The following is a 17,964-nucleotide window of genomic DNA, read 5'->3' as shown; positions in this document are numbered from 1 at the left end:
ACCTCCCTATATATCCAAGTTTCTAACATATTTTGCGTTTTCTTCAATAAATTCTCTTCTAGGGGCTACCTTGTCACCCATCAGCATCGAGAATGTCTCGTCTGCAAATATGGCGTCTTCAATTGTAACCTGCTGAAGTATTCTCTGCTCAGGGTCCATTGTAGTCTCCCAAAGCTGGTTGGCATTCATCTCACCAAGACCCTTGTATCTAGATATCTCAGTTCCCTGTCTACCAACTTCATCTAAAAGGGAACCTAGCTCCCTATCTGTATAGGCATAGTACTCCTTCTTTGCCTTTTTAATCTTAAATAGAGGTGGCATAGCTGCATAGACATAGCCCTGCTCTATAAGTGGTCTCATATACCTAAAGAAGAATGTCAAAAGAAGGGTCCTGATGTGGGCACCATCGACATCGGCATCGGTCATGATTATTATCTTGTGGTATCTCAGCTTGGCCTCGTCAAAGTCCTCACCTATACCACAGCCGAATGCTGTTATCATATTCTTTATTTCCTCTGATGACAAAATCTTGTCTAACCTTGATTTTTCAACGTTTAGTATCTTACCTCTAAGTGGAAGTATCGCCTGTATATTCCTATCTCTTCCTCCCTTAGCTGAACCGCCGGCAGAATCACCCTCGACTAGGAATATCTCACTCTTCTCTGGAGATTTTTCTGAACAGTCAGCTAGCTTGCCTGGAAGTGAAGTAGTCTCAAGGACAGACTTTCTCCTAGTCAATTCCCTGGCCTTTTTGGCAGCCTCCCTAGCCCTCTGAGACCTTAGACACTTGTCTATGATCACTCTTGCTACAGATGGGTTTTCCTCCATAAAGGCACCTATCTCTTCATTGGCTATAGAATCCACTATCCCCCTCATAAAGGTATTTCCTAGCTTTGTCTTAGTCTGACCTTCAAACTGTGGCTCAGGAAGCTTGACAGACACTATTGCTGTTATACCTTCTCTTATATCTTCACCTGTAAGATTTGAATCCTTGTCCTTTAGGATGTTGTTCCTTCTGGCATAGTCATTCATAGCCTTTGTAAGGGCTGTCTTAAATCCAGATAGGTGGACACCACCCTCGTGTGTATTTATGTTGTTGGCAAATGAGTATATATTTTCACTATAGGCATCAGTATACTGAAGTGCTAGCTCTATAGTGCAGTCATCCTGCATCTTGTCAACGTATATAATCTGGTCATGAAGTGTATTTTTAGTCCTGTTAAGGTACTTTACATACTCTATTAGACCACCAGTATAATGGAAAGTCTTAGATTTTTCCTGGCCCTTTCTCTTGTCATCAAATACTATCTTGATGACTCTATTTAGGAATGATAACTCCCTAAACCTATATTCCAAAGTTTCATAGCTGAACACTACTTCATCAAAAATACTAGCATCCGGCATAAATGTTATAGATGTACCACTTTCTTTTTGGTTTTCATCTACAACCTCTAGCTTAGTCTTTGTAACACCCTTTTCGTATCTCTGTCTGTATAGCTTGCCATCTCTTGATACCTCAGCTACAACCCAGTCGCTAAGGGCGTTTACTACTGAAACACCAACTCCGTGAAGTCCACCAGATACCTTGTAGCCTCCACCACCAAACTTACCACCTGCATGAAGGACTGTAAGAACTGTCTCAAGAGTTGAAAGACCAGTCTTGGGGTGGACCTCTACTGGTATACCTCTACCGTTGTCCCTTACAGTTACACTGCCATCATCGTTTAGGGATATATATATTTCAGAACAATTTCCTGCTAGTGCCTCATCTATAGAATTGTCCACCACTTCGTATACTAGGTGATGAAGTCCCCTAGGTCCTGTTGAACCTATGTACATACCAGGTCTCTTTCTTACGGCTTCCAGACCTTCTAAGACCTGTATTTGATCAGCACCATATTCCTGTTTTGACATTTATTTACCTCCATTTTCTATTTCCACTACCTTGCCCGCCTCTATGTTGAATACTGAGTAATCATCCTTGCCCAGTATCAACTTGTGTAGGGGGTCTGCTGTTGTAACAAACATCTGTATGTCTTCTAGTTTTTCAACTAGCATTTTCTGCCTGTTTTGATCTAGTTCACTAAAGACATCATCCAGTATCAGGACTGGATAGTCTCCTATCTCCTGCTTTATAAGCTCTATTTCTGAAAGCTTAAGGGATATTGAGGCCGTTCTCTGCTGGCCCTGTGAACCATATAACCTAACATCAATATCATTTAAATAAATAACTATATCATCCCTATGAGGACCGATCCTAGTATTCCTATTTAGCATATCGTGATCGATATTTTCCTCATGGGCGCTTATTATTTTTTCCCTCATAGACCTTATATCATCTTGGTCAGTGACCTCAATCTGGCTCTTGTACCTGATCTTTAAGACCTCTTTATCAGAGGTTAGCTTTTGGTGTAGGTCACTGGATATTATAGATAACTTGCCTACAAAGTCTCTCCTGATAAGGTATATTTCAGCCGCATAATTAGCCAAAGTCTCACTGTAGACAGCAAGTAGGTTCCTGTCTATATACTGGCTCTTAAGGAGCTTATTTCTCTCGTCAAGCACCTTGTTGTAACTAGTCAATATAGAATAGTACCTAGGCATAATCTGGCTTATTTCCTTGTCTATAAAGCTACGTCTTTCCTTGGGGCCATCCTTTATTAGCTTAAGGTCTTCAGGAGAAAAAATAACAACATTAAGGTTGCCAAGTAGGTCTTGAATAGACTTTACAGATACGCCATTGACCTTGATGCCTTTTTTATCCTTGGCTATGGCGATCTCTATCTTCTTGTCTATATTATTTCTAGTAAATGAACACCCTATATACAGGCTATCCTTGTCGAACTTTATCAGTTCCTTGTCCTTACTAGTCCTAAATGACTTACCTATGGCTATCAGGGTCAAAGACTCGACTATGTTGGTCTTTCCCTGTCCATTTTTTCCCAGTATTAAGTTTATATGCTCGTTAAAATCAATTGATAAATCATTATAATTTCTATAGTTTACCAATTTAAGACTATTTATATGCAAAACTACACCTACTTTACCATATAGTCATCGTTCATATAAGTTACTATGTCTCCCCTTACTAGCTTTTTACCTCTCTGAGTTGCAACTTGTGAGTTGACCTTTATATCTTCAGACATAATCATAACCTTGGCTTCTCCACCAGTACTAGCTATATCTGCTAATTTTAAAAACTGGTCAAGCTTTATAAATTCCGACTCAATCTTTATATTTTTCATATTTTCTCCTAATTCAAAATCCCATATGCAATATACTAAAAATACATGACTATTAAAACTTATTGAATAAATTTTAATTATATTAAACGTGTATACAGGCAATTTTGCTTTATATACAATATAATATTATACCATATTTCCATGTATTTTTGTGAATTCTACATTACTTAATTAAATTAAAAATAAGCGACACTAGTATTGTATCGCTTATTTTCAGACTTGGTAATTTTATTAGTTGCTAACCCTAACTGGAAGTATAAGGTAAATATATTCAACTCCATCTACTGGCTTTATAATACATGGATTAACAGGTCCACCTAGTTCTATTTCTATAAATTCAGAATCTATATTCTTTATTCCATCTAAGAAATATCTAGAGTTGAATGCTATTTCAAGATCCTCTCCTTCAAGTTCTATATTTATTTCTTCATAGGCATTTCCATTTTCATTGTTGGCAGTTATAACCATCATACCACTTGAAACAGAAACCTTTATTATATTGTTCTTTTCTGAAGAAAATAGTAGGGCTGCTCTTTCAACAGACTCTCTAAGATTTCTAGTATTTACCAATACCTTAGACATATATTCCTTAGGAAGGAGACTGTCGTATTTTGTAAAGTTACCGTCCATAAGCCTTGCTGTTATCTTTGTATTGCCAAGTACGAATACTATGTTCTTTGGGTCAACTCCCATATAGAAGTCACCATCATCTGAAAGCAAACTATTAAGGTGGTTAAGTGTGGTACCAGGTACAATTACACTTATATCATCGCTGCTTGAATCTTCTAGGATAGATTTTCTAACAGCCAACCTATAGCCATCTACGGCAGCCATATTTATATGACCCTCGCTGACTTCTATCAATTCACCAGCAAGTATTGGGTTAACAGGCTCATTTGCTGTAGCAAATACGGTCTGTCTTATCATATGTCTCATTTCAGCCTGGTTGAACTTGATCATCTTTTCAGTTTCAAGATCTGCAACCACTGGGAATTCTTCTGCATTTATTCCCTTTATCTTGTACCTAGAGTTTAGGCATGAAATAAACATATTATAGTCTTCATCTACCTCTATAGACACCATTGAGTCTGGCAACTTTCTTATTATATCTCCGACTAATTTAGAGTTTACTACAATCTTTCCAGCCTTGCTTACACTGGCATCTATCTTTGTTTCTATACATAGTTCATTGTCGTAACCTGTTACAGTCAACATATCTTCTTTAGTTGAGAATAGTATTCCCCTTAAAAGTTCTATAGTTGTTCTATTGTTTATTGCCTTTTGAGCATTATTAATAGCATTGGCAAGTTTCTTTTGTCCACATATAAGTTTCAATTTAATTTCCTCCTTTTTGATAATAAAAAATCCTTTAATACATATAAATAAAATATATATTTTAGTAGTATAAGTAGTAGGGCCTGTAGATTGTGTATAAAACTACCTAAAAGCTTGAAATATACGCAAGTAGGCCTGTAAAAAAACATGTAGATAAACTACTGAATTCTCCATTTATAAAATGTGCAAATGTTGATAAGTAAATATCCTAAAATTATTAACATTTTATTAACGTGGATAATGTAGATATCCTTTGTACTTAAAATCTACCAACTTGAATATTATCCATTAAGATCAGATGTTATTTTTTCAATCCTCATCCTAGTCATATCGTCTTTTTCTATCTCGTCTTCAATTCTCTTTATGGCATGCATAACAGTAGTATGGTCTCTTCCACCGAACTCTTCACCTATCTTAGGAAGGGACTTGTCTAGAAGGTTTCTTGCAAGGTACATGGCAACCTGTCTAGGAAATGCTATATTCTTACTTCTCTTCTTTGAGTCAAGCTCTTCAACTGTTACATTGTAGGCATCTGCTACAGTTTCCTTTATCCTAAGTATATTAGTTTCCTTTGTATTGTAGGAGATAATCTGATTTTTTAGGGCCTCCCTAGCTGTATCTAGGTCTATTTTTCTTCCTGCTATACTCGCATAGAAAGATACAGTGTTCAAGGCACCTTCAAGCTCTCTTATATTTGACTTTACATTTTCTGCTATATAGTAGATTATATCCATATCTACTGACATATTTTCGTCCTGGGCCTTTTTCTGAAGGATGGCTACCCTTGTCTCAAATTCTGGTGGCTGTATGTCAAATACTGCACCTGAGCCAAATCTAGATGTCAGCCTATCTTCAAGACCTGATATGTCTTTTGGATACTTATCACTTGTAAATATGATTTTCTTGTTCTGGCCCTGAAGTACGTTGAAGGTATGGAATAGCTCTTCCTGAGTAGAGTTTTTGCCGGAAAAGAACTGGACATCATCGACCATCAGTACGTCTACAGACCTGTATTTTTGCCTAAATGTCTCTGGTGTATTGTTTTTTAGGGACATGATAAGGTCGTTTGTGAATGTCTCTGAAGTCACATACAAGACCTTTTTTGATGGATCTTTTCTTATGATTTCATGACCTATTGCCTGCATTAGGTGGGTTTTGCCAAGTCCTACACCTCCGTATAGGTATAGGGGGTTTTTCCCTTTTAAGTTGTTGTTCAAACCAGCCATACTTAGACTGGCAGCTAGTGCTATGTTGTTATTTGGTCCTGATACAAAGGTATCGAATGTATATTTAGGATTTAGGTTTGAGTTGGCTAGAGTATTTGCAAGCTCTAGTATACCCTTGTCCTTATCTGTATCCAGGTCCTCTGATTTTTCCTTATTATTAATAGAATTTAGTCTAATTCTGTTGGCATCCTCTTCGTTTGTAAGCACTACTATGTCGTTTATGTTTACTGCCAAGAGTGAAAAAGTCTCCAGCAGCTTGTCCTTTTGCTGAACCTCGAAAAAGTGTTTAACCCTTTTTTCTCCCATTAAATAGAAAACATTGTCTATAATGTCAACTGGAACTACATTCTTGTCTTCAAAATATAGGTCAAAGTGGTTCTTTGGAAATTCTCCCTTTAATTTTTGTTTAGTAGAGATCCATAATTTGTTAGCATCCATCTTGTATTAATCAACCTCCTTATATAAAATGGTATAAATCTGTGCAATAAATGTATATTAATTCTGTTGATAACTTTCATGATATAATTTATAAGTCCAAAATGAGATATTATAAACAGGGTATGTGAATAATATCTGGATACTTATCAATAAGATAACATGGCTTGATTTATTGTTAATATCTATTATACACAATATAAATATAGAGTTGTCCACAAAGTTGTCCACATTTTTGTGGATAAGTATAAGTTGATAAGATTGTAATCTATATGTTGTGTATAATGTGAATTAATCTATTAACAAATTCAGTATATCGTTGTGGAAAAAATATAAAAAAATATTTTTTCGCATAAAATTTATTTACCGATGTGGAAAAACTAGACCTATATTTTTGACAAGCTTAAAATATAGGTAAAAATCTTATAAAAATATTAAAATGTAATTGACAATTCGACTTGAAATACTTATAATTATAGTGTTATGTTTACAATTAAGGATTAAAAGAAAGGAGTGTGTTTGGTCATGAAGAGAACTTATCAGCCAAAGAAAAGACAGAGAAAAAGAGAACATGGATTCAGAAAAAGAATGAAAACAACAAATGGAAGAAATGTTTTAAAGAGAAGAAGAGCTAAGGGAAGAAATAGACTAACTCACTAATAAGAAGTTAGCTAAGCTTTTGCTAAGTATCAGATATTAAAAAGCCACTTGTTAAGTGGTTTTTTTTGTAATATTTAGCAGGGCAAAAAAGATGGAGCTTGTTATGCATTTTAATAACACAGATGGAATCAAAAAGGATCCTGAATTCAGGAGGATTTACCGAAGTGGTAAATCAATGGCCGACAGAAATTTAGTAGTCTATAAGATGAAAAATAAAAAAGAAAAATCTAGGATTGGTATTTCTATATCCAAGAAGGTAGGTAAGGCCCACGTTAGAAATAAACTTAGGAGGTACATCAAGGAGGCTTATAGGTTGAATATAGACCCATATGTCAAGGGTGGATACGACTACATATTTATAGCGAGGGTAAATAGCTCAGATGCTAGCTACCACGATATAGAAAAATCTATCAAGTACCTAGCGAAAAAGGCCAAAATGGTATAGGACTAGTTGGAGGTAGTGATATGAGTTTGATAAGGCGATTTATAAGGGCTTGTTCAAACCTATTGGTAAGGGGAGCAGTAGGCCTAGTGAGGTTCTACCAACTCTATATATCTCCTCTAAAGGGGCCGACTTGTAGGTTTTATCCTACTTGTTCCTCATATTCTATACAAGCATTTAAAAAGTATGGCTTTCTAAAGGGACTGTGGTTGACAATTAAAAGAGTATCTAAGTGTCACCCTTTTCACCCTGGTGGTTACGACCCTTTGAAATAGAAGGTCTATCTCAAAAGTTGAGGTAAAAATTAGGAGGTTTTAATGGGACATATAGCAAATGCTTTAGGTTTAGTACTAAAGGCTATCCACACAGCTGTAGGTAGCTACGGTCTTGCGATTATCCTCTTTACTATATTGGTCAAGATTATCTTGATGCCGCTTATGGTAAAGCAGACAAAATCGACTTTTGCCATGTCTGAAATCAATCCAAAAATCAAGGAGATTCAGGCTAAGTACAAGAACAAACCTGAGAAGCAAAACGAAGAAATATCTAAACTATACAAGGAGTCAGATATCAACCCACTTTCAGGTTGTCTGCCAATGCTTGTACAGTTACCAATATTGTTTGCTCTATTCTGGGTGTTTAGGGACCCAATGAAGTATGGAGTATTCGAAACAAAACAAGCATTTGATGCAGCTAATGTAGGCTTTGTATGGGTGAAATCTCTTACAAAACCAGACTACATACTAGCTATTTTATCTGGTGTGAGTGCCTATGTTATGCAGATGGTTACAGTACCAAAGGACCAGATGCAGGGATCAATGAAGGTTATGAACTACATGATGCCAGCCTTATCACTATTCTGGGGATTCTCTTTCCCAGCAGCCCTAACTCTTTATTGGACAGTGTCAAACTTATTCTCTGTCCTACAGCATAAGATAATCACAAAGCCTTTAAAGGACAAGCTGATTAGGGAGAAAGAGCTTAAGGCAAATGGAAAGATCAGTAAGTAATAGCTTGTAGGAGGTAATTATAGTGGAATCAAAGGTAATTTACGCAAAGAGTTCAGATGAAGCTGTTGAGAAATTACTGGAATCTACAAATGCTGAAAGATCAAGTATTGAGGTTTTGGTAAAGCAAAAGCCAAGTAAGGGATTTTTGGGACTTGGTTCGAAAGACGGAATCTATGAACTTACTTACAAATTAGTTGAAGACAAGGTTATTGTCAAAGAAGAAAAAATTAGTCCAAAGCTTACTCAAAAAGAGGAAGCCAAGGCTAAGAATGAAGTAGAAAACAAGGAAATATTAGAAGATAAAGAAACAGTAAACATAACTCAGGAAGATGAAGTAAGGGTAGCAAGAGATTTTGTTGAGACATTATTGAAAAATGCCGATGTGGATGCCGATGTTGACATCAAGGTAGAGGACAACCTTATGAAGGTTAGGATATCTGGTGATCAAGCAAGCTGCCTAATAGGTAGAAGGGGAGATACATTGGATGCTATCCAGTTCCTTACTGGACTTGCCCTAAACAGGGTAAACAAGGATTCTAAGACTAGGGTTTTTGTAGATATTGAAAACTACAGAAAAAAGAGGGAAGAATCATTAAAGAGATATTGCTACAAGGCAGCTAGAGAGGTTGCCAAGACAAGAAGGACTAAGAAGCTAGATTATATGAATCCATATGAGAGAAGGATCATACATTCAGCCCTTCAGAATGATAGGTATGTCATCACTTATAGCGAGGGAACAGACCCATACAGGAGAGTAGTAATAGAGTGTAAGAATAAGCGCTAAAAATAAAGGACCAGCCAAGATAATTTCTTGGAGGGTCCTTTTTTATATGACTCCATGTCGTCAGTCTATTTGATTGAGCCTATTTATAGGTGGGCTTAAAATATATCCATCAAGATACTTATGCTTGAATAGCTTGTCAGGTGGTAGTCAACTACGCTTAAGTCTAGGGGAGCCACCCTCCTATGGTTGAGCCAAATTGTATTGTAGGCGGCTTTTTTTGCACCGACAATGTCATTATCGTAGGAGTCGCCCATATAGTATATTTCAGGACTTGGGCAATTGTATTTATGACATATCCTATTTTTCATTTCATCGAATATTGCCTTATCTGGCTTGTGAAATCCTACCTCTTCTGATACTAGTATCAGGTCTGGATCAAAATAAGACCTAAGGCCTAGATAGTCTATTTTCATATTTTGGTCGTAAGTTGGTCCGTTTGTAATTATACCCATGGGTATATTATTTGACTTTAACCTATCCATAAGGTCTAGTATGTGCTTGTTTACCGTGATATTGTTTTTGACTGATTCATAGGTCCTCTGAAATTTTTGGGCACTAGACTCATCAAGTATAATACCGTAGTCATAAAAGGATTTTTGAGCCCTGTAGTTACACATCTGAGTCATTGTAATTTGACCATTTAGGGCCTTGTCATAGATTTGGTTGTTGTATTTTCTAAAGTCCAAGAAGAGGTCATCAATATCATGCGGCAGGTAGCCAAACATTTTTTCAAAGGCCATTACAAAGGGGTCTTTGAGGTCGTACAGGGTGTCATCTATATCAAATACAAAAAATTTCATAAGGGCCTCCTATAAATACATAAAATTTAGGTGGAAGATAAATCTCCCACCCTAAAAATTCTTTAATTAAGCCTCTGCAAGCTCGCAAAGTCTATCGAATACATAGTCCTTGATATTCTGTCCGTCAATAACTGCCTGGTCATTTTCATCAAAATAGATCATAAAGAAGTTGATGATTATCTGGCCGTCCTTGATATAATAAGGGTCTCTGTGAAGAGGAGTAAAGTGTACTACGATTTTTTCCTGATTAAAATCAGGGTATTTTTCGTTTAATTTTTCAACTAGGTCATCCACATTTAGGACCTTTATAGGTTGAGCCATTTTAGTGGCTATAGATACGTCTTCTGCTATCCACATATTTTTTGACCAGAATCTTTTTTCAGGCTTAGTGGCTACTGAAAGTAGCTCCCTATTCTGGATTGAGCTAAGTACTTTTCTGATAGATTCTCCATTGAAATCTTCAGTTTGGATTAATTTCATGGCCTCCATATTGGCTACATCTACAAAAAAGCTTTCATTTACTTTTTCCCTATCTGCTACTGAAGACCAGTAGTATAACATTGATTCTACAACCTCTAGGTTTGTTACTATATTGTTTACCATGGCTATCGTCCCTTCCCAATAAATAGAAAAACCGGACAAAAATAAAAGACAAATTAAAACCCCGGTTTATTCTATTTTTTACGAATATTAGTACAACTTTATTATATAGGAACAAGAAATAGTTTTCAATGATAATATAGATATCTATAGCTTATTTTATAAATAATTGCTTGGTCCTTATCCCTATATTTTATCCTTATACTTTTTAAGTCTAATCTAATATTTACATCTTAAGTCTGAGCTAATATTTAAATCAAATCATATCAAGTAGCTATAAAATTGTTATTTTAGACCTAAAGTATTGAATTATATGGCATCATACTGATATTTTTGTGGTATATATGGTATAATCAAAAGGTTAAGTAATTTTGAATATCAGGACTTAGATAATATATAAATTATGAAAAGATAAGGAGGATTAGATGTTTATCGACGATACAATTGCCGCAATAGCAACAGCCCCTGGTGAGGGTGGTATAGGTATTATAAGGATCAGTGGTGCTGATTCTATAGCTATAGCGAGTAGTATATTTAAGCCATTTTACAAGGAAAATCTGCTAGACTATCCAAACAGGAGTCTAGTTTACGGTAATATAGTCGACTCTGATAGGGTCATAGATGAAGTATTGATAGCCCGCATGGAGGGACCCAATTCATATACTGCAGAGGATGTAGTCGAGATCAACTGCCATGGTGGTTTCATATCTGTAAAGAAGATATTGGAACTAGTGCTAAAAAAGGGGGCTAGACTGGCTGACCCAGGTGAGTTTACCAAAAGGGCATTTTTGAATGGCAGGATAGACCTTTCTCAGGCAGAGGCTGTAATAGATATTATAAACGCCAAGACTGACCAGTCCCATGATATAGCCCAGACCCAACTAGAGGGGGCCTTGTCCCAAAAGGTAAGGAGCCTTAGAAATATGATAACTGAGGTCCTAGCCCAGGTTGAGGTTTCTATAGACTATCCAGAAGAGGATATAGAGTTTATTACCTACAAGGAACTAACAGACAAGACTAGTCAGATACAAAAAGAGGTAGTAAAGATGTATGAGACCTCTGATACGGGTAAAATCCTTAGAGAGGGCCTAAAGACAGCCATCCTTGGTAAGCCGAATGTAGGAAAATCATCCCTAATGAACTGGATACTTGGAGAAAATAGGGCCATAGTAACGGAGATAGCTGGTACTACAAGAGACGTAATAGAGGAATTTGTAAATATCAAAGGTATACCCCTAAAAATAGTCGATACTGCAGGTATCAGGGAGACAGACGATATAGTTGAAAAAATAGGTGTAGAAAAGTCCAGAGACCATATGAAGTCATCAGACCTAGTATTGGTGGTGCTTGACTCTTCAAGAGAATTAGAAGAAGATGACCTAGAGATTTTGGATGCCATCAACCCTAAAAAGACCCTAGTTCTTATCAACAAGATAGACCTAGAGTCTAGACTTGATATGGATAAGGTCAAAGAATATATAGCAGAGGAAAATATAATACATATATCTGCTATGGAAAACAAGGGACTTGAAAGTATCCACGACAAGATAGAAACCATGGTATACGAGGGTAGGGTCTCAAATAAGGGTGATGTAATGATCACCAACACAAGGCATAAGGATGCCATCTACAAGGCCATGAATTCGATAAATGACGCTATAAAGGGGCTAGAAGACCATATGTCATATGACTTTATAGGGGTAGATTTAAAGGATGCCTGGGACAGCCTAGGATTTATAAATGGAGATACAGTTACAGAAGACCTACTTGATACTATATTCAAGAACTTCTGTATAGGTAAGTAATAGAGAGGAAAATATATGAAGGAAAGATACGAATCAGGAAATTATGACATAGTTGTAGTCGGTGCAGGTCATGCTGGTTGTGAGGCAGCCCTTGCATCTGCAAGAATGGGTATGAAGACCCTGATGATTACTATGTCACTAGACTCAATAGCAGCCCTACCATGCAACCCATCAATCGGTGGAACAGGTAAGGGACAGCTTGTAAAGGAATTAGATGCCCTAGGTGGGCAGATGGGCCTAAACATAGATGAAACATATATCCAGTCAAGGATGTTAAATACAGCCAAGGGACCGGCAGTCCACTCACTAAGGGCCCAGACTGACAAGAACTTATACCATAGGGTTATGAAGGAAACGATAGAAAATCAGGATAACCTAGACCTAGTAATGGATGAGGTAGAAGAAATTTTACATGAGGAAAAGAAGGTCCTAGGTGTTGTTACAAGACTGGGAAATATATACAGGTCTAAGATGACTATCCTGTGCACAGGAGTATACTTAAAGTCTAAGATATTTGTAGGCCACGATACTTTTGATGAGGGACCAAATGGGCTTAACTATGCCAAGAAGCTAACAGATTCTCTAGTGGAACTAGGACTTGATATGAGGAGGTTTAAGACCGGTACTCCAGCTAGGGTACATAGGGATTCTATAGATTTTTCTGTTATGGAGCCACAGCTTGGAGATGAAAAAGTAACTCCTTTCTCATTTATGAATGAAGATATAGAAAAAGACCAGATTACCTGCTACCTTACTAGGACCACTCCTGAGACAAAGCAATTGATCCAGGAAAATATACATAGGTCAGCCATGTATTCAGGTAATATAGAGGGAACAGGACCTAGGTACTGCCCATCTATAGAGGATAAGATAGTAAAGTTCTCAGACAAGCAGACCCACCAGTTGTTTATTGAGCCAGAGGGTCTAGATACCAAGGAGATGTATATACAGGGAGTGTCTACATCATTCCCTATGGAGATACAGACCAAGATGTATAGGACTATCAAGGGCCTTGAGAATGCAAGGATTATGAGACCTGCCTATGCCATAGAATACGACTGTATAGACCCTACCAAGCTAAAGCAAAACCTTGAAATAAAGGGAGTAGAGAACCTGTTTTCAGCTGGCCAATTCAATGGTACGTCAGGCTACGAAGAGGCTGCAGCCCAGGGGATAATAGCGGGTATCAATGCAGTACTTAAGATCAGAGGAGAAGAACCATTTATATTGGATAGGTCAGAAGCCTATATAGGTGTGCTTATAGATGACCTTGTAACCAAGGGTACTAATGAACCTTATAGGATGATGACTTCAAGGGCAGAATATAGGCTCTACCTAAGACAGGACAATGCAGATGCAAGACTTACTCAAAAGGGCTATGATATTGGACTAGTCACTCAGGAAAGATATGACAGGTACCAGGCTAAAAAGGCCAAGATAGAGGCTGAAATAGACAGGCTTAGAAGGGACAGAGTCACTCCAAATGAAGCCAATGCCTACCTAGAAGAAAGAGGGTATGCTCTACTGAACAATGGTATATCACTTTATGAATTCCTAAAAAGACCAGAGATAGACTATTCAGTCCTAGAAGACCTAGGAAAGGCAAGTGACCTTGATCTATCAGATGAAGTCAAAGACCAGGCTGTTATAGTCATCAAGTATGAGGGCTATATAGACAAGCAGATGAAGCAGATAGACCAGTTCAGAAAGCTTGAAAACAAGAAACTTAGAGAAGACATGAACTATGATGAGATTGAGGGATTAAGACTTGAGGCAAGACAGAAGTTAAATGATATCAAGCCATCGTCAATAGGTCAGGCATCTAGAATATCAGGAGTATCACCAGCAGACATATCAGTCTTACTGATATACCTAGAACAGAAGAGAAGGGCTAATAGGTCTGAAAAGTAATAAAATAGGAGGAATCAATGTCAGAAGAGAATATTAAACTGCTAAGAGACGGACTTAAAAACTACAAGATAGATTGTGATGATATCATGCTTGATAGGTTTGAAACCTACAGGGAGATCCTAGTTGATTTTAACCAGCATATGAATCTTACCGGTATCACAGACCAAAGAGAGGTATATATCAAGCACTTCCTAGATTCAGTTGCCATATTTAAGCATGGCTACCTGACTGGAGACTTGTCGGTAATAGACGTTGGTACAGGAGCTGGATTTCCAGGACTACCATTTAAGATCGCCAATCCAGATATTGAACTTACCCTACTTGATTCCTTAAACAAGAGGATAAACTTTTTAAAAGAGGTAGGAAGGGGAATTGGATTTGATGATATAGACTATGTCCACGGTAGGGCAGAGGAGATAGGTCAGAACAAGGACTACCGCCAAAAGTTTGATATAGCGACTGCAAGGGCTGTAGCCAATCTGCCAGTGTTACTTGAGCTATGCGTACCATTTGTAAAAATAGGAGGCTTCTTTATCTGCCTAAAGGGACCAAATGCAGTCAAGGAACTGGAAGAGGCACAAAATGCCATCAAAATATTGGGAGTCAAACTAGTAGAGCTTATAGAGGTTGACCTACCAGATGAAGAACTAAAACATACAGTCTTGATATTTAAGAAAGAAAAAAATACACCGATAAAATACCCACGTAAGGCTGGAAAACCATCAAAAAATCCACTTTAATAGATAATAAGCGGATTAGTGATCTCTTATATCACTTAGTAATTGACTTTAAATATTTATAGCAAAGATTTCAAAAACTAAAAAAGGTTTATAAAAAGGAAGTATAAACTGTGCTTGTGAAATAACCATTGGCGTTAAATAATTTATTTAATCGACAGGTTACAAACAAGCACAAGTAATACTTCCTTTAAAATATTCCCTATAATTATTTATAATCTTTAGCTATAATTTTTAAAGCCTCAATAGCCTTATCTACATCAGACTTAGTATTAAAGTAGCCAAAGCTAAATCTCACAGCTCCCTGCCTTATTGTCCCTATTGTCTGATGGGCAAGTGGAGCACAGTGGATTCCTGATCTTGTAGCTATATCAAACTCAGAATTTAGCCTAAATGTGACTTCTCCTGAGTCCATATCCCCTATATTGATGGCAACAACTGCTGCCCTTTCTTTGGCGGATTTTGGACCGTATAAGATTACATTTTCTATGTTTGATATATTGTCTATAAAGTACTGTGTAAGCTCTTCTTCATGTCTACGTATATTGTTTATGCCAGTCTCTAGGATAAAGTCTACCCCAGCTCCAAGACCTGCTATACCAGGTGTATTGTGGGTACCTGACTCATACTTGTCAGGGTATAGGTTTGGCTGGACTATCTCCTCTGAATGAGAACCTGTTCCACCCTCCCTTTGGCTTTCTAGTCTTATCTTGTTGTTGACATATAAGACTCCTGTTCCCTGAGGTCCAAGTAGACACTTGTGTCCAGGCATTGCCAACATATCTATATTCATTTCACCTATATTTATATCATATACACCAGCAGACTGAGAAGCATCTACCAAGTATACTATGTCATGCTTTTTAGATATTTGACCGATAGTCTTGATATCTACAAGGGTTCCTACAACATTTGAAGCATGGGTAGTGACTATAAGCTTTGTATTTTCGTTAATTGCTTCTTCTATGTCTACGGGATTTACCCTACCCTCAGAATCTGCCTTTACAAATGTATGACTGACACCTATATTTTCCAGCTGCATAATAGGTCTTAGGACTGAGTTATGCTCCATAGTGGTTGTTACTACATGGTCACCAGTTTTTAGTAGACCCTTAATTGCTAGGTTTAATGAGTCTGTAGCATTGAAAGTATATACTACGTCCATTGGGTTTTTGATATTGAATAGTTTAGCTAGCTTGTCCCTAGTCTCCTCAACTACCATGGCTGACTTATAGGCCATCTTATGACCAGACCTACCAGGATTTGCACAGTAATTTCTCATGCAGTCGTCTATTGTTTCGTAGACTTTTTCTGGCTTTGGGTATGTTGTGGCAGCATTGTCTAAATAAATCATTTATTTACCCCCTTATTAAATTTATTGTATGTAAGTTTAATGAAAACTATAGTCTATTTAAACTTTAAATATTCATTGTCTTTTAGGGCTATATGACCGCCTGAATAATTCTTTCCTTCAACTGTTAGCTTGACCTGCTTTACCTTGAATGTCTTTACCATACTGTTTGTGAAGGCCTGTAGTGAAAGGCTCTCAGCACTTGATCCCTGGTCGAAGTTTACAAATGCATCATTTACGTCAACATTTAGGGTCCTGATTCCATCAACTGTTACTACCTTGGCAGTATTTACCTGGGCATTTTTTGGTATTACACCATTTGCTGATAGTTCCTTCATTATATTTCCAACGCTTATTTCGTTTACCAACTTTGTATGTGGTGTAAGTTTTTCTGTATTGATATCATAAGTGTAATAAGTTATTTCTTTTAGGTCTGCTGTTATAGCCTTATCTTCCCCTTTTGACTTATCAGATTTCTTTTTAGTTGATTTTTTCCCGTCTTCATCCTTTGTTGATGATGTTTCTCTATCGTTAGTTTCAATGTTGTCCTTTTGAACATCCTTGTTTTCTTCCTTGTCTTGTTCCTGCTTGTTCTGGGAGCTCGCCTGACCTTTTTGTGACTGACATCCTACTGCAAAACCAGCAGTTATTGTAAGTGTAGCAACCAGTACTAGATATTTAATCGTATTTTTTATTTTCACAATTACCTCCTTGTATTTTTAACTAATAAACACAATACATAAATAAGTATACTATCTTAATAATAATATACCAACCTTAAGGATAACTATACCACAATTGCTATATTTTTTGTACTTGTTGGGGACAATATTAGGATGTATAGTATAGAAAACCATATATTTAATAGTAATATTTTTTCAACTATCTATAAAAAAAAATGCTTATTTAAACAAAAATTTTTATTAATCATATGTAAATAATCTGAATATTGTGTTATGATGTATGTAGAAGTGCAATCAAACTTTTGAGAGGAGGAGCTTTAATGGATATTAAAGTAGACGCAAAGGGTCTAGCTTGCCCAATGCCAGTTATAAAAACAAAGAAGGCTCTAGAAGAAATAGAATCTGGAGTAGTTGAGGTTACAGTAGATGATGTAGCTCCTAGGGAAAATGTTATCAAATTCGCTAAATCTTTGAACTGTGAAGCTGAAGTAGTAAGCGAGGATGGACCAGTTACAGTTATTAGGATTAAAAAGGGTGAGAATGTAAATATAGACATCAATGATGAAGATATAACTTGTGACCTACCAAGTGGTAGAGGAGAAGTTATAGCCATTATGAGCAATAAAATAGGTAGTGGAAATGATGAATTAGGTGCTGTTCTTATAAAGGGATTTTTATTTGCGCAGACTGAAGCATCTCCTTTACCAAAATCTATATTATTCTTAAATGGTGGCGTAGAACTTACTACTATCAACGAAGCCACAGTTGAGCATATAAAAACTCTTGAATCAAAGGGAGTTGAGATACTTTCTTGTGGTACTTGTCTTGACTACTATGGTCTTAAGGATGAGTTGAAGGTTGGTTCTATAACTAATATGTACACAATAGTTGAGAATATGAAATCAGCATCAAAGGTAGTAACAATAGGATAGGGGAATAT

General features: G+C 36.8%; 18 protein-coding genes. 9 read left to right on the top strand and 9 right to left on the bottom strand.

From position 1 onward, the window contains the following. Window positions 1-6: 6 nt before the first annotated feature. The 5 genes from gyrB to dnaA form a co-directional block, all read right to left on the bottom strand. Entirely contained in the window at window positions 7-1,914 is a 1,908-nt protein-coding gene (gene gyrB, locus HMPREF0631_RS02015; protein WP_002842935.1) for a DNA topoisomerase (ATP-hydrolyzing) subunit B, read from the bottom strand. After that, the gene (gene recF / locus HMPREF0631_RS02010) at window positions 1,915-3,030 is read right to left on the bottom strand and encodes a DNA replication/repair protein RecF (RefSeq protein ID WP_002843019.1); all 1,116 of its coding nucleotides are present in this window, start codon (window positions 3,028-3,030) and stop codon (window positions 1,915-1,917) included. Between the two features lie 8 nt (window positions 3,031-3,038). Then, window positions 3,039-3,245: an RNA-binding S4 domain-containing protein gene (locus tag HMPREF0631_RS02005; RefSeq protein ID WP_002843078.1), complete on the bottom strand. Its 207-nt coding sequence runs from the start codon at window positions 3,243-3,245 to the stop codon at window positions 3,039-3,041. Between the two features lie 231 nt (window positions 3,246-3,476). Further along, entirely contained in the window at window positions 3,477-4,580 is a 1,104-nt protein-coding gene (gene dnaN, locus HMPREF0631_RS02000) for a DNA polymerase III subunit beta (protein ID WP_002842964.1), read from the bottom strand. 281 nt (window positions 4,581-4,861) lie between these two features. Next, complete coding sequence (gene dnaA, locus HMPREF0631_RS01995; RefSeq protein ID WP_002842971.1) at window positions 4,862-6,244, bottom strand: chromosomal replication initiator protein DnaA; 1,383 nt, start codon at window positions 6,242-6,244, stop codon at window positions 4,862-4,864. Between the two features lie 522 nt (window positions 6,245-6,766). On the opposite strand from dnaA, the gene rpmH reads away from it, so the two are divergent. From rpmH to jag, 5 genes are all read left to right on the top strand, one after another. Beyond that, complete coding sequence (rpmH, locus tag HMPREF0631_RS01990) at window positions 6,767-6,901, top strand: 50S ribosomal protein L34 (RefSeq protein WP_002843086.1); 135 nt, start codon at window positions 6,767-6,769, stop codon at window positions 6,899-6,901. A 103-nt stretch (window positions 6,902-7,004) separates the two neighbouring features. Further along, window positions 7,005-7,346, top strand: coding sequence for a ribonuclease P protein component (gene rnpA, locus HMPREF0631_RS01985; RefSeq protein WP_026333347.1), 342 nt, complete (start codon window positions 7,005-7,007; stop codon window positions 7,344-7,346). A gap of 20 nt (window positions 7,347-7,366) precedes the next feature. Beyond that, window positions 7,367-7,618 carry a membrane protein insertion efficiency factor YidD gene (yidD, locus tag HMPREF0631_RS01980; RefSeq protein WP_002842861.1) on the top strand — a complete coding sequence of 84 codons (252 nt, stop codon included), beginning with the start codon at window positions 7,367-7,369 and terminating at the stop codon, window positions 7,616-7,618. 42 nt (window positions 7,619-7,660) lie between these two features. Then, window positions 7,661-8,353, top strand: a complete 693-nt coding sequence (locus tag HMPREF0631_RS01975; RefSeq protein WP_002843082.1) for a YidC/Oxa1 family membrane protein insertase — start codon at window positions 7,661-7,663, stop codon at window positions 8,351-8,353. Window positions 8,354-8,375: 22 nt separating this feature from the next. Further along, on the top strand, window positions 8,376-9,137 hold the full coding sequence (gene jag, locus HMPREF0631_RS01970) for an RNA-binding cell elongation regulator Jag/EloR (protein ID WP_002843040.1): 762 nt from the start codon (window positions 8,376-8,378) through the stop codon (window positions 9,135-9,137). Window positions 9,138-9,232: 95 nt separating this feature from the next. On the opposite strand, the gene HMPREF0631_RS01965 is transcribed toward jag, so the two are convergent. After that, window positions 9,233-9,937 (bottom strand): HAD family hydrolase, encoded by a 705-nt coding sequence (locus HMPREF0631_RS01965; RefSeq protein ID WP_002842998.1) that lies wholly within the window; start codon window positions 9,935-9,937, stop codon window positions 9,233-9,235. 66 nt (window positions 9,938-10,003) lie between these two features. Then, window positions 10,004-10,540, bottom strand: a complete 537-nt coding sequence (locus tag HMPREF0631_RS01960; RefSeq protein ID WP_002842911.1) for a TDE2712 family protein — start codon at window positions 10,538-10,540, stop codon at window positions 10,004-10,006. Window positions 10,541-10,962: 422 nt separating this feature from the next. Here HMPREF0631_RS01960 and mnmE point away from each other — a divergent pair, with 422 nt between their 5' ends. The 3 genes from mnmE to rsmG are packed head-to-tail and all read left to right on the top strand — an operon-like array spanning window position 10,963 to window position 14,993. Further along, window positions 10,963-12,342, top strand: a complete 1,380-nt coding sequence (mnmE, locus tag HMPREF0631_RS01955; RefSeq protein WP_002843071.1) for a tRNA uridine-5-carboxymethylaminomethyl(34) synthesis GTPase MnmE — start codon at window positions 10,963-10,965, stop codon at window positions 12,340-12,342. A 15-nt stretch (window positions 12,343-12,357) separates the two neighbouring features. After that, entirely contained in the window at window positions 12,358-14,253 is a 1,896-nt protein-coding gene (mnmG, locus tag HMPREF0631_RS01950) for a tRNA uridine-5-carboxymethylaminomethyl(34) synthesis enzyme MnmG (protein ID WP_002843062.1), read from the top strand. 17 nt (window positions 14,254-14,270) lie between these two features. After that, on the top strand, window positions 14,271-14,993 hold the full coding sequence (gene rsmG, locus HMPREF0631_RS01945; RefSeq protein WP_002842997.1) for a 16S rRNA (guanine(527)-N(7))-methyltransferase RsmG: 723 nt from the start codon (window positions 14,271-14,273) through the stop codon (window positions 14,991-14,993). Between the two features lie 205 nt (window positions 14,994-15,198). Here the strand turns inward: rsmG and HMPREF0631_RS01940 are convergent, their stop codons facing one another. Continuing rightward, entirely contained in the window at window positions 15,199-16,344 is a 1,146-nt protein-coding gene (locus HMPREF0631_RS01940; RefSeq protein WP_002843080.1) for an aminotransferase class V-fold PLP-dependent enzyme, read from the bottom strand. A gap of 53 nt (window positions 16,345-16,397) precedes the next feature. Continuing rightward, a complete protein-coding gene (locus HMPREF0631_RS01935; protein ID WP_002842972.1) occupies window positions 16,398-17,042 on the bottom strand; it encodes a GerMN domain-containing protein in 645 nt (214 codons plus the stop codon). 302 nt (window positions 17,043-17,344) lie between these two features. On the opposite strand from HMPREF0631_RS01935, the gene yedF reads away from it, so the two are divergent. After that, window positions 17,345-17,956 carry a sulfurtransferase-like selenium metabolism protein YedF gene (gene yedF, locus HMPREF0631_RS01930; protein ID WP_002842882.1) on the top strand — a complete coding sequence of 204 codons (612 nt, stop codon included), beginning with the start codon at window positions 17,345-17,347 and terminating at the stop codon, window positions 17,954-17,956. Window positions 17,957-17,964 lie beyond the last annotated feature (8 nt).

This window comes from Peptostreptococcus anaerobius 653-L (genome assembly GCF_000178095.1).
In the GTDB taxonomy this organism is placed as follows: Bacteria; Bacillota; Clostridia; order Peptostreptococcales; family Peptostreptococcaceae; genus Peptostreptococcus; species Peptostreptococcus anaerobius.
The sequence above is the reverse complement of the archived record's forward strand: the minus strand, read 5'-3'. Positions and strand labels throughout refer to the sequence as shown.

Coding starts and splice junctions, on each gene's coding strand:
- gyrB (WP_002842935.1), bottom strand. CDS start 1,914: ATGTCAAAACAGGAATATGGTGCTGATCAAATACAGGTCTTAGAAGGT.
- HMPREF0631_RS02005 (WP_002843078.1), bottom strand. CDS start 3,245: ATGAAAAATATAAAGATTGAGTCGGAATTTATAAAGCTTGACCAGTTT.
- dnaA (WP_002842971.1), bottom strand. CDS start 6,244: ATGGATGCTAACAAATTATGGATCTCTACTAAACAAAAATTAAAGGGA.
- rpmH (WP_002843086.1), top strand. CDS start 6,767: ATGAAGAGAACTTATCAGCCAAAGAAAAGACAGAGAAAAAGAGAACAT.
- rnpA (WP_026333347.1), top strand. CDS start 7,005: ATGCATTTTAATAACACAGATGGAATCAAAAAGGATCCTGAATTCAGG.
- yidD (WP_002842861.1), top strand. CDS start 7,367: ATGAGTTTGATAAGGCGATTTATAAGGGCTTGTTCAAACCTATTGGTA.
- HMPREF0631_RS01975 (WP_002843082.1), top strand. CDS start 7,661: ATGGGACATATAGCAAATGCTTTAGGTTTAGTACTAAAGGCTATCCAC.
- HMPREF0631_RS01965 (WP_002842998.1), bottom strand. CDS start 9,937: ATGAAATTTTTTGTATTTGATATAGATGACACCCTGTACGACCTCAAA.
- HMPREF0631_RS01960 (WP_002842911.1), bottom strand. CDS start 10,540: ATGGTAAACAATATAGTAACAAACCTAGAGGTTGTAGAATCAATGTTA.
- mnmE (WP_002843071.1), top strand. CDS start 10,963: ATGTTTATCGACGATACAATTGCCGCAATAGCAACAGCCCCTGGTGAG.
- mnmG (WP_002843062.1), top strand. CDS start 12,358: ATGAAGGAAAGATACGAATCAGGAAATTATGACATAGTTGTAGTCGGT.
- rsmG (WP_002842997.1), top strand. CDS start 14,271: ATGTCAGAAGAGAATATTAAACTGCTAAGAGACGGACTTAAAAACTAC.
- HMPREF0631_RS01940 (WP_002843080.1), bottom strand. CDS start 16,344: ATGATTTATTTAGACAATGCTGCCACAACATACCCAAAGCCAGAAAAA.
- yedF (WP_002842882.1), top strand. CDS start 17,345: ATGGATATTAAAGTAGACGCAAAGGGTCTAGCTTGCCCAATGCCAGTT.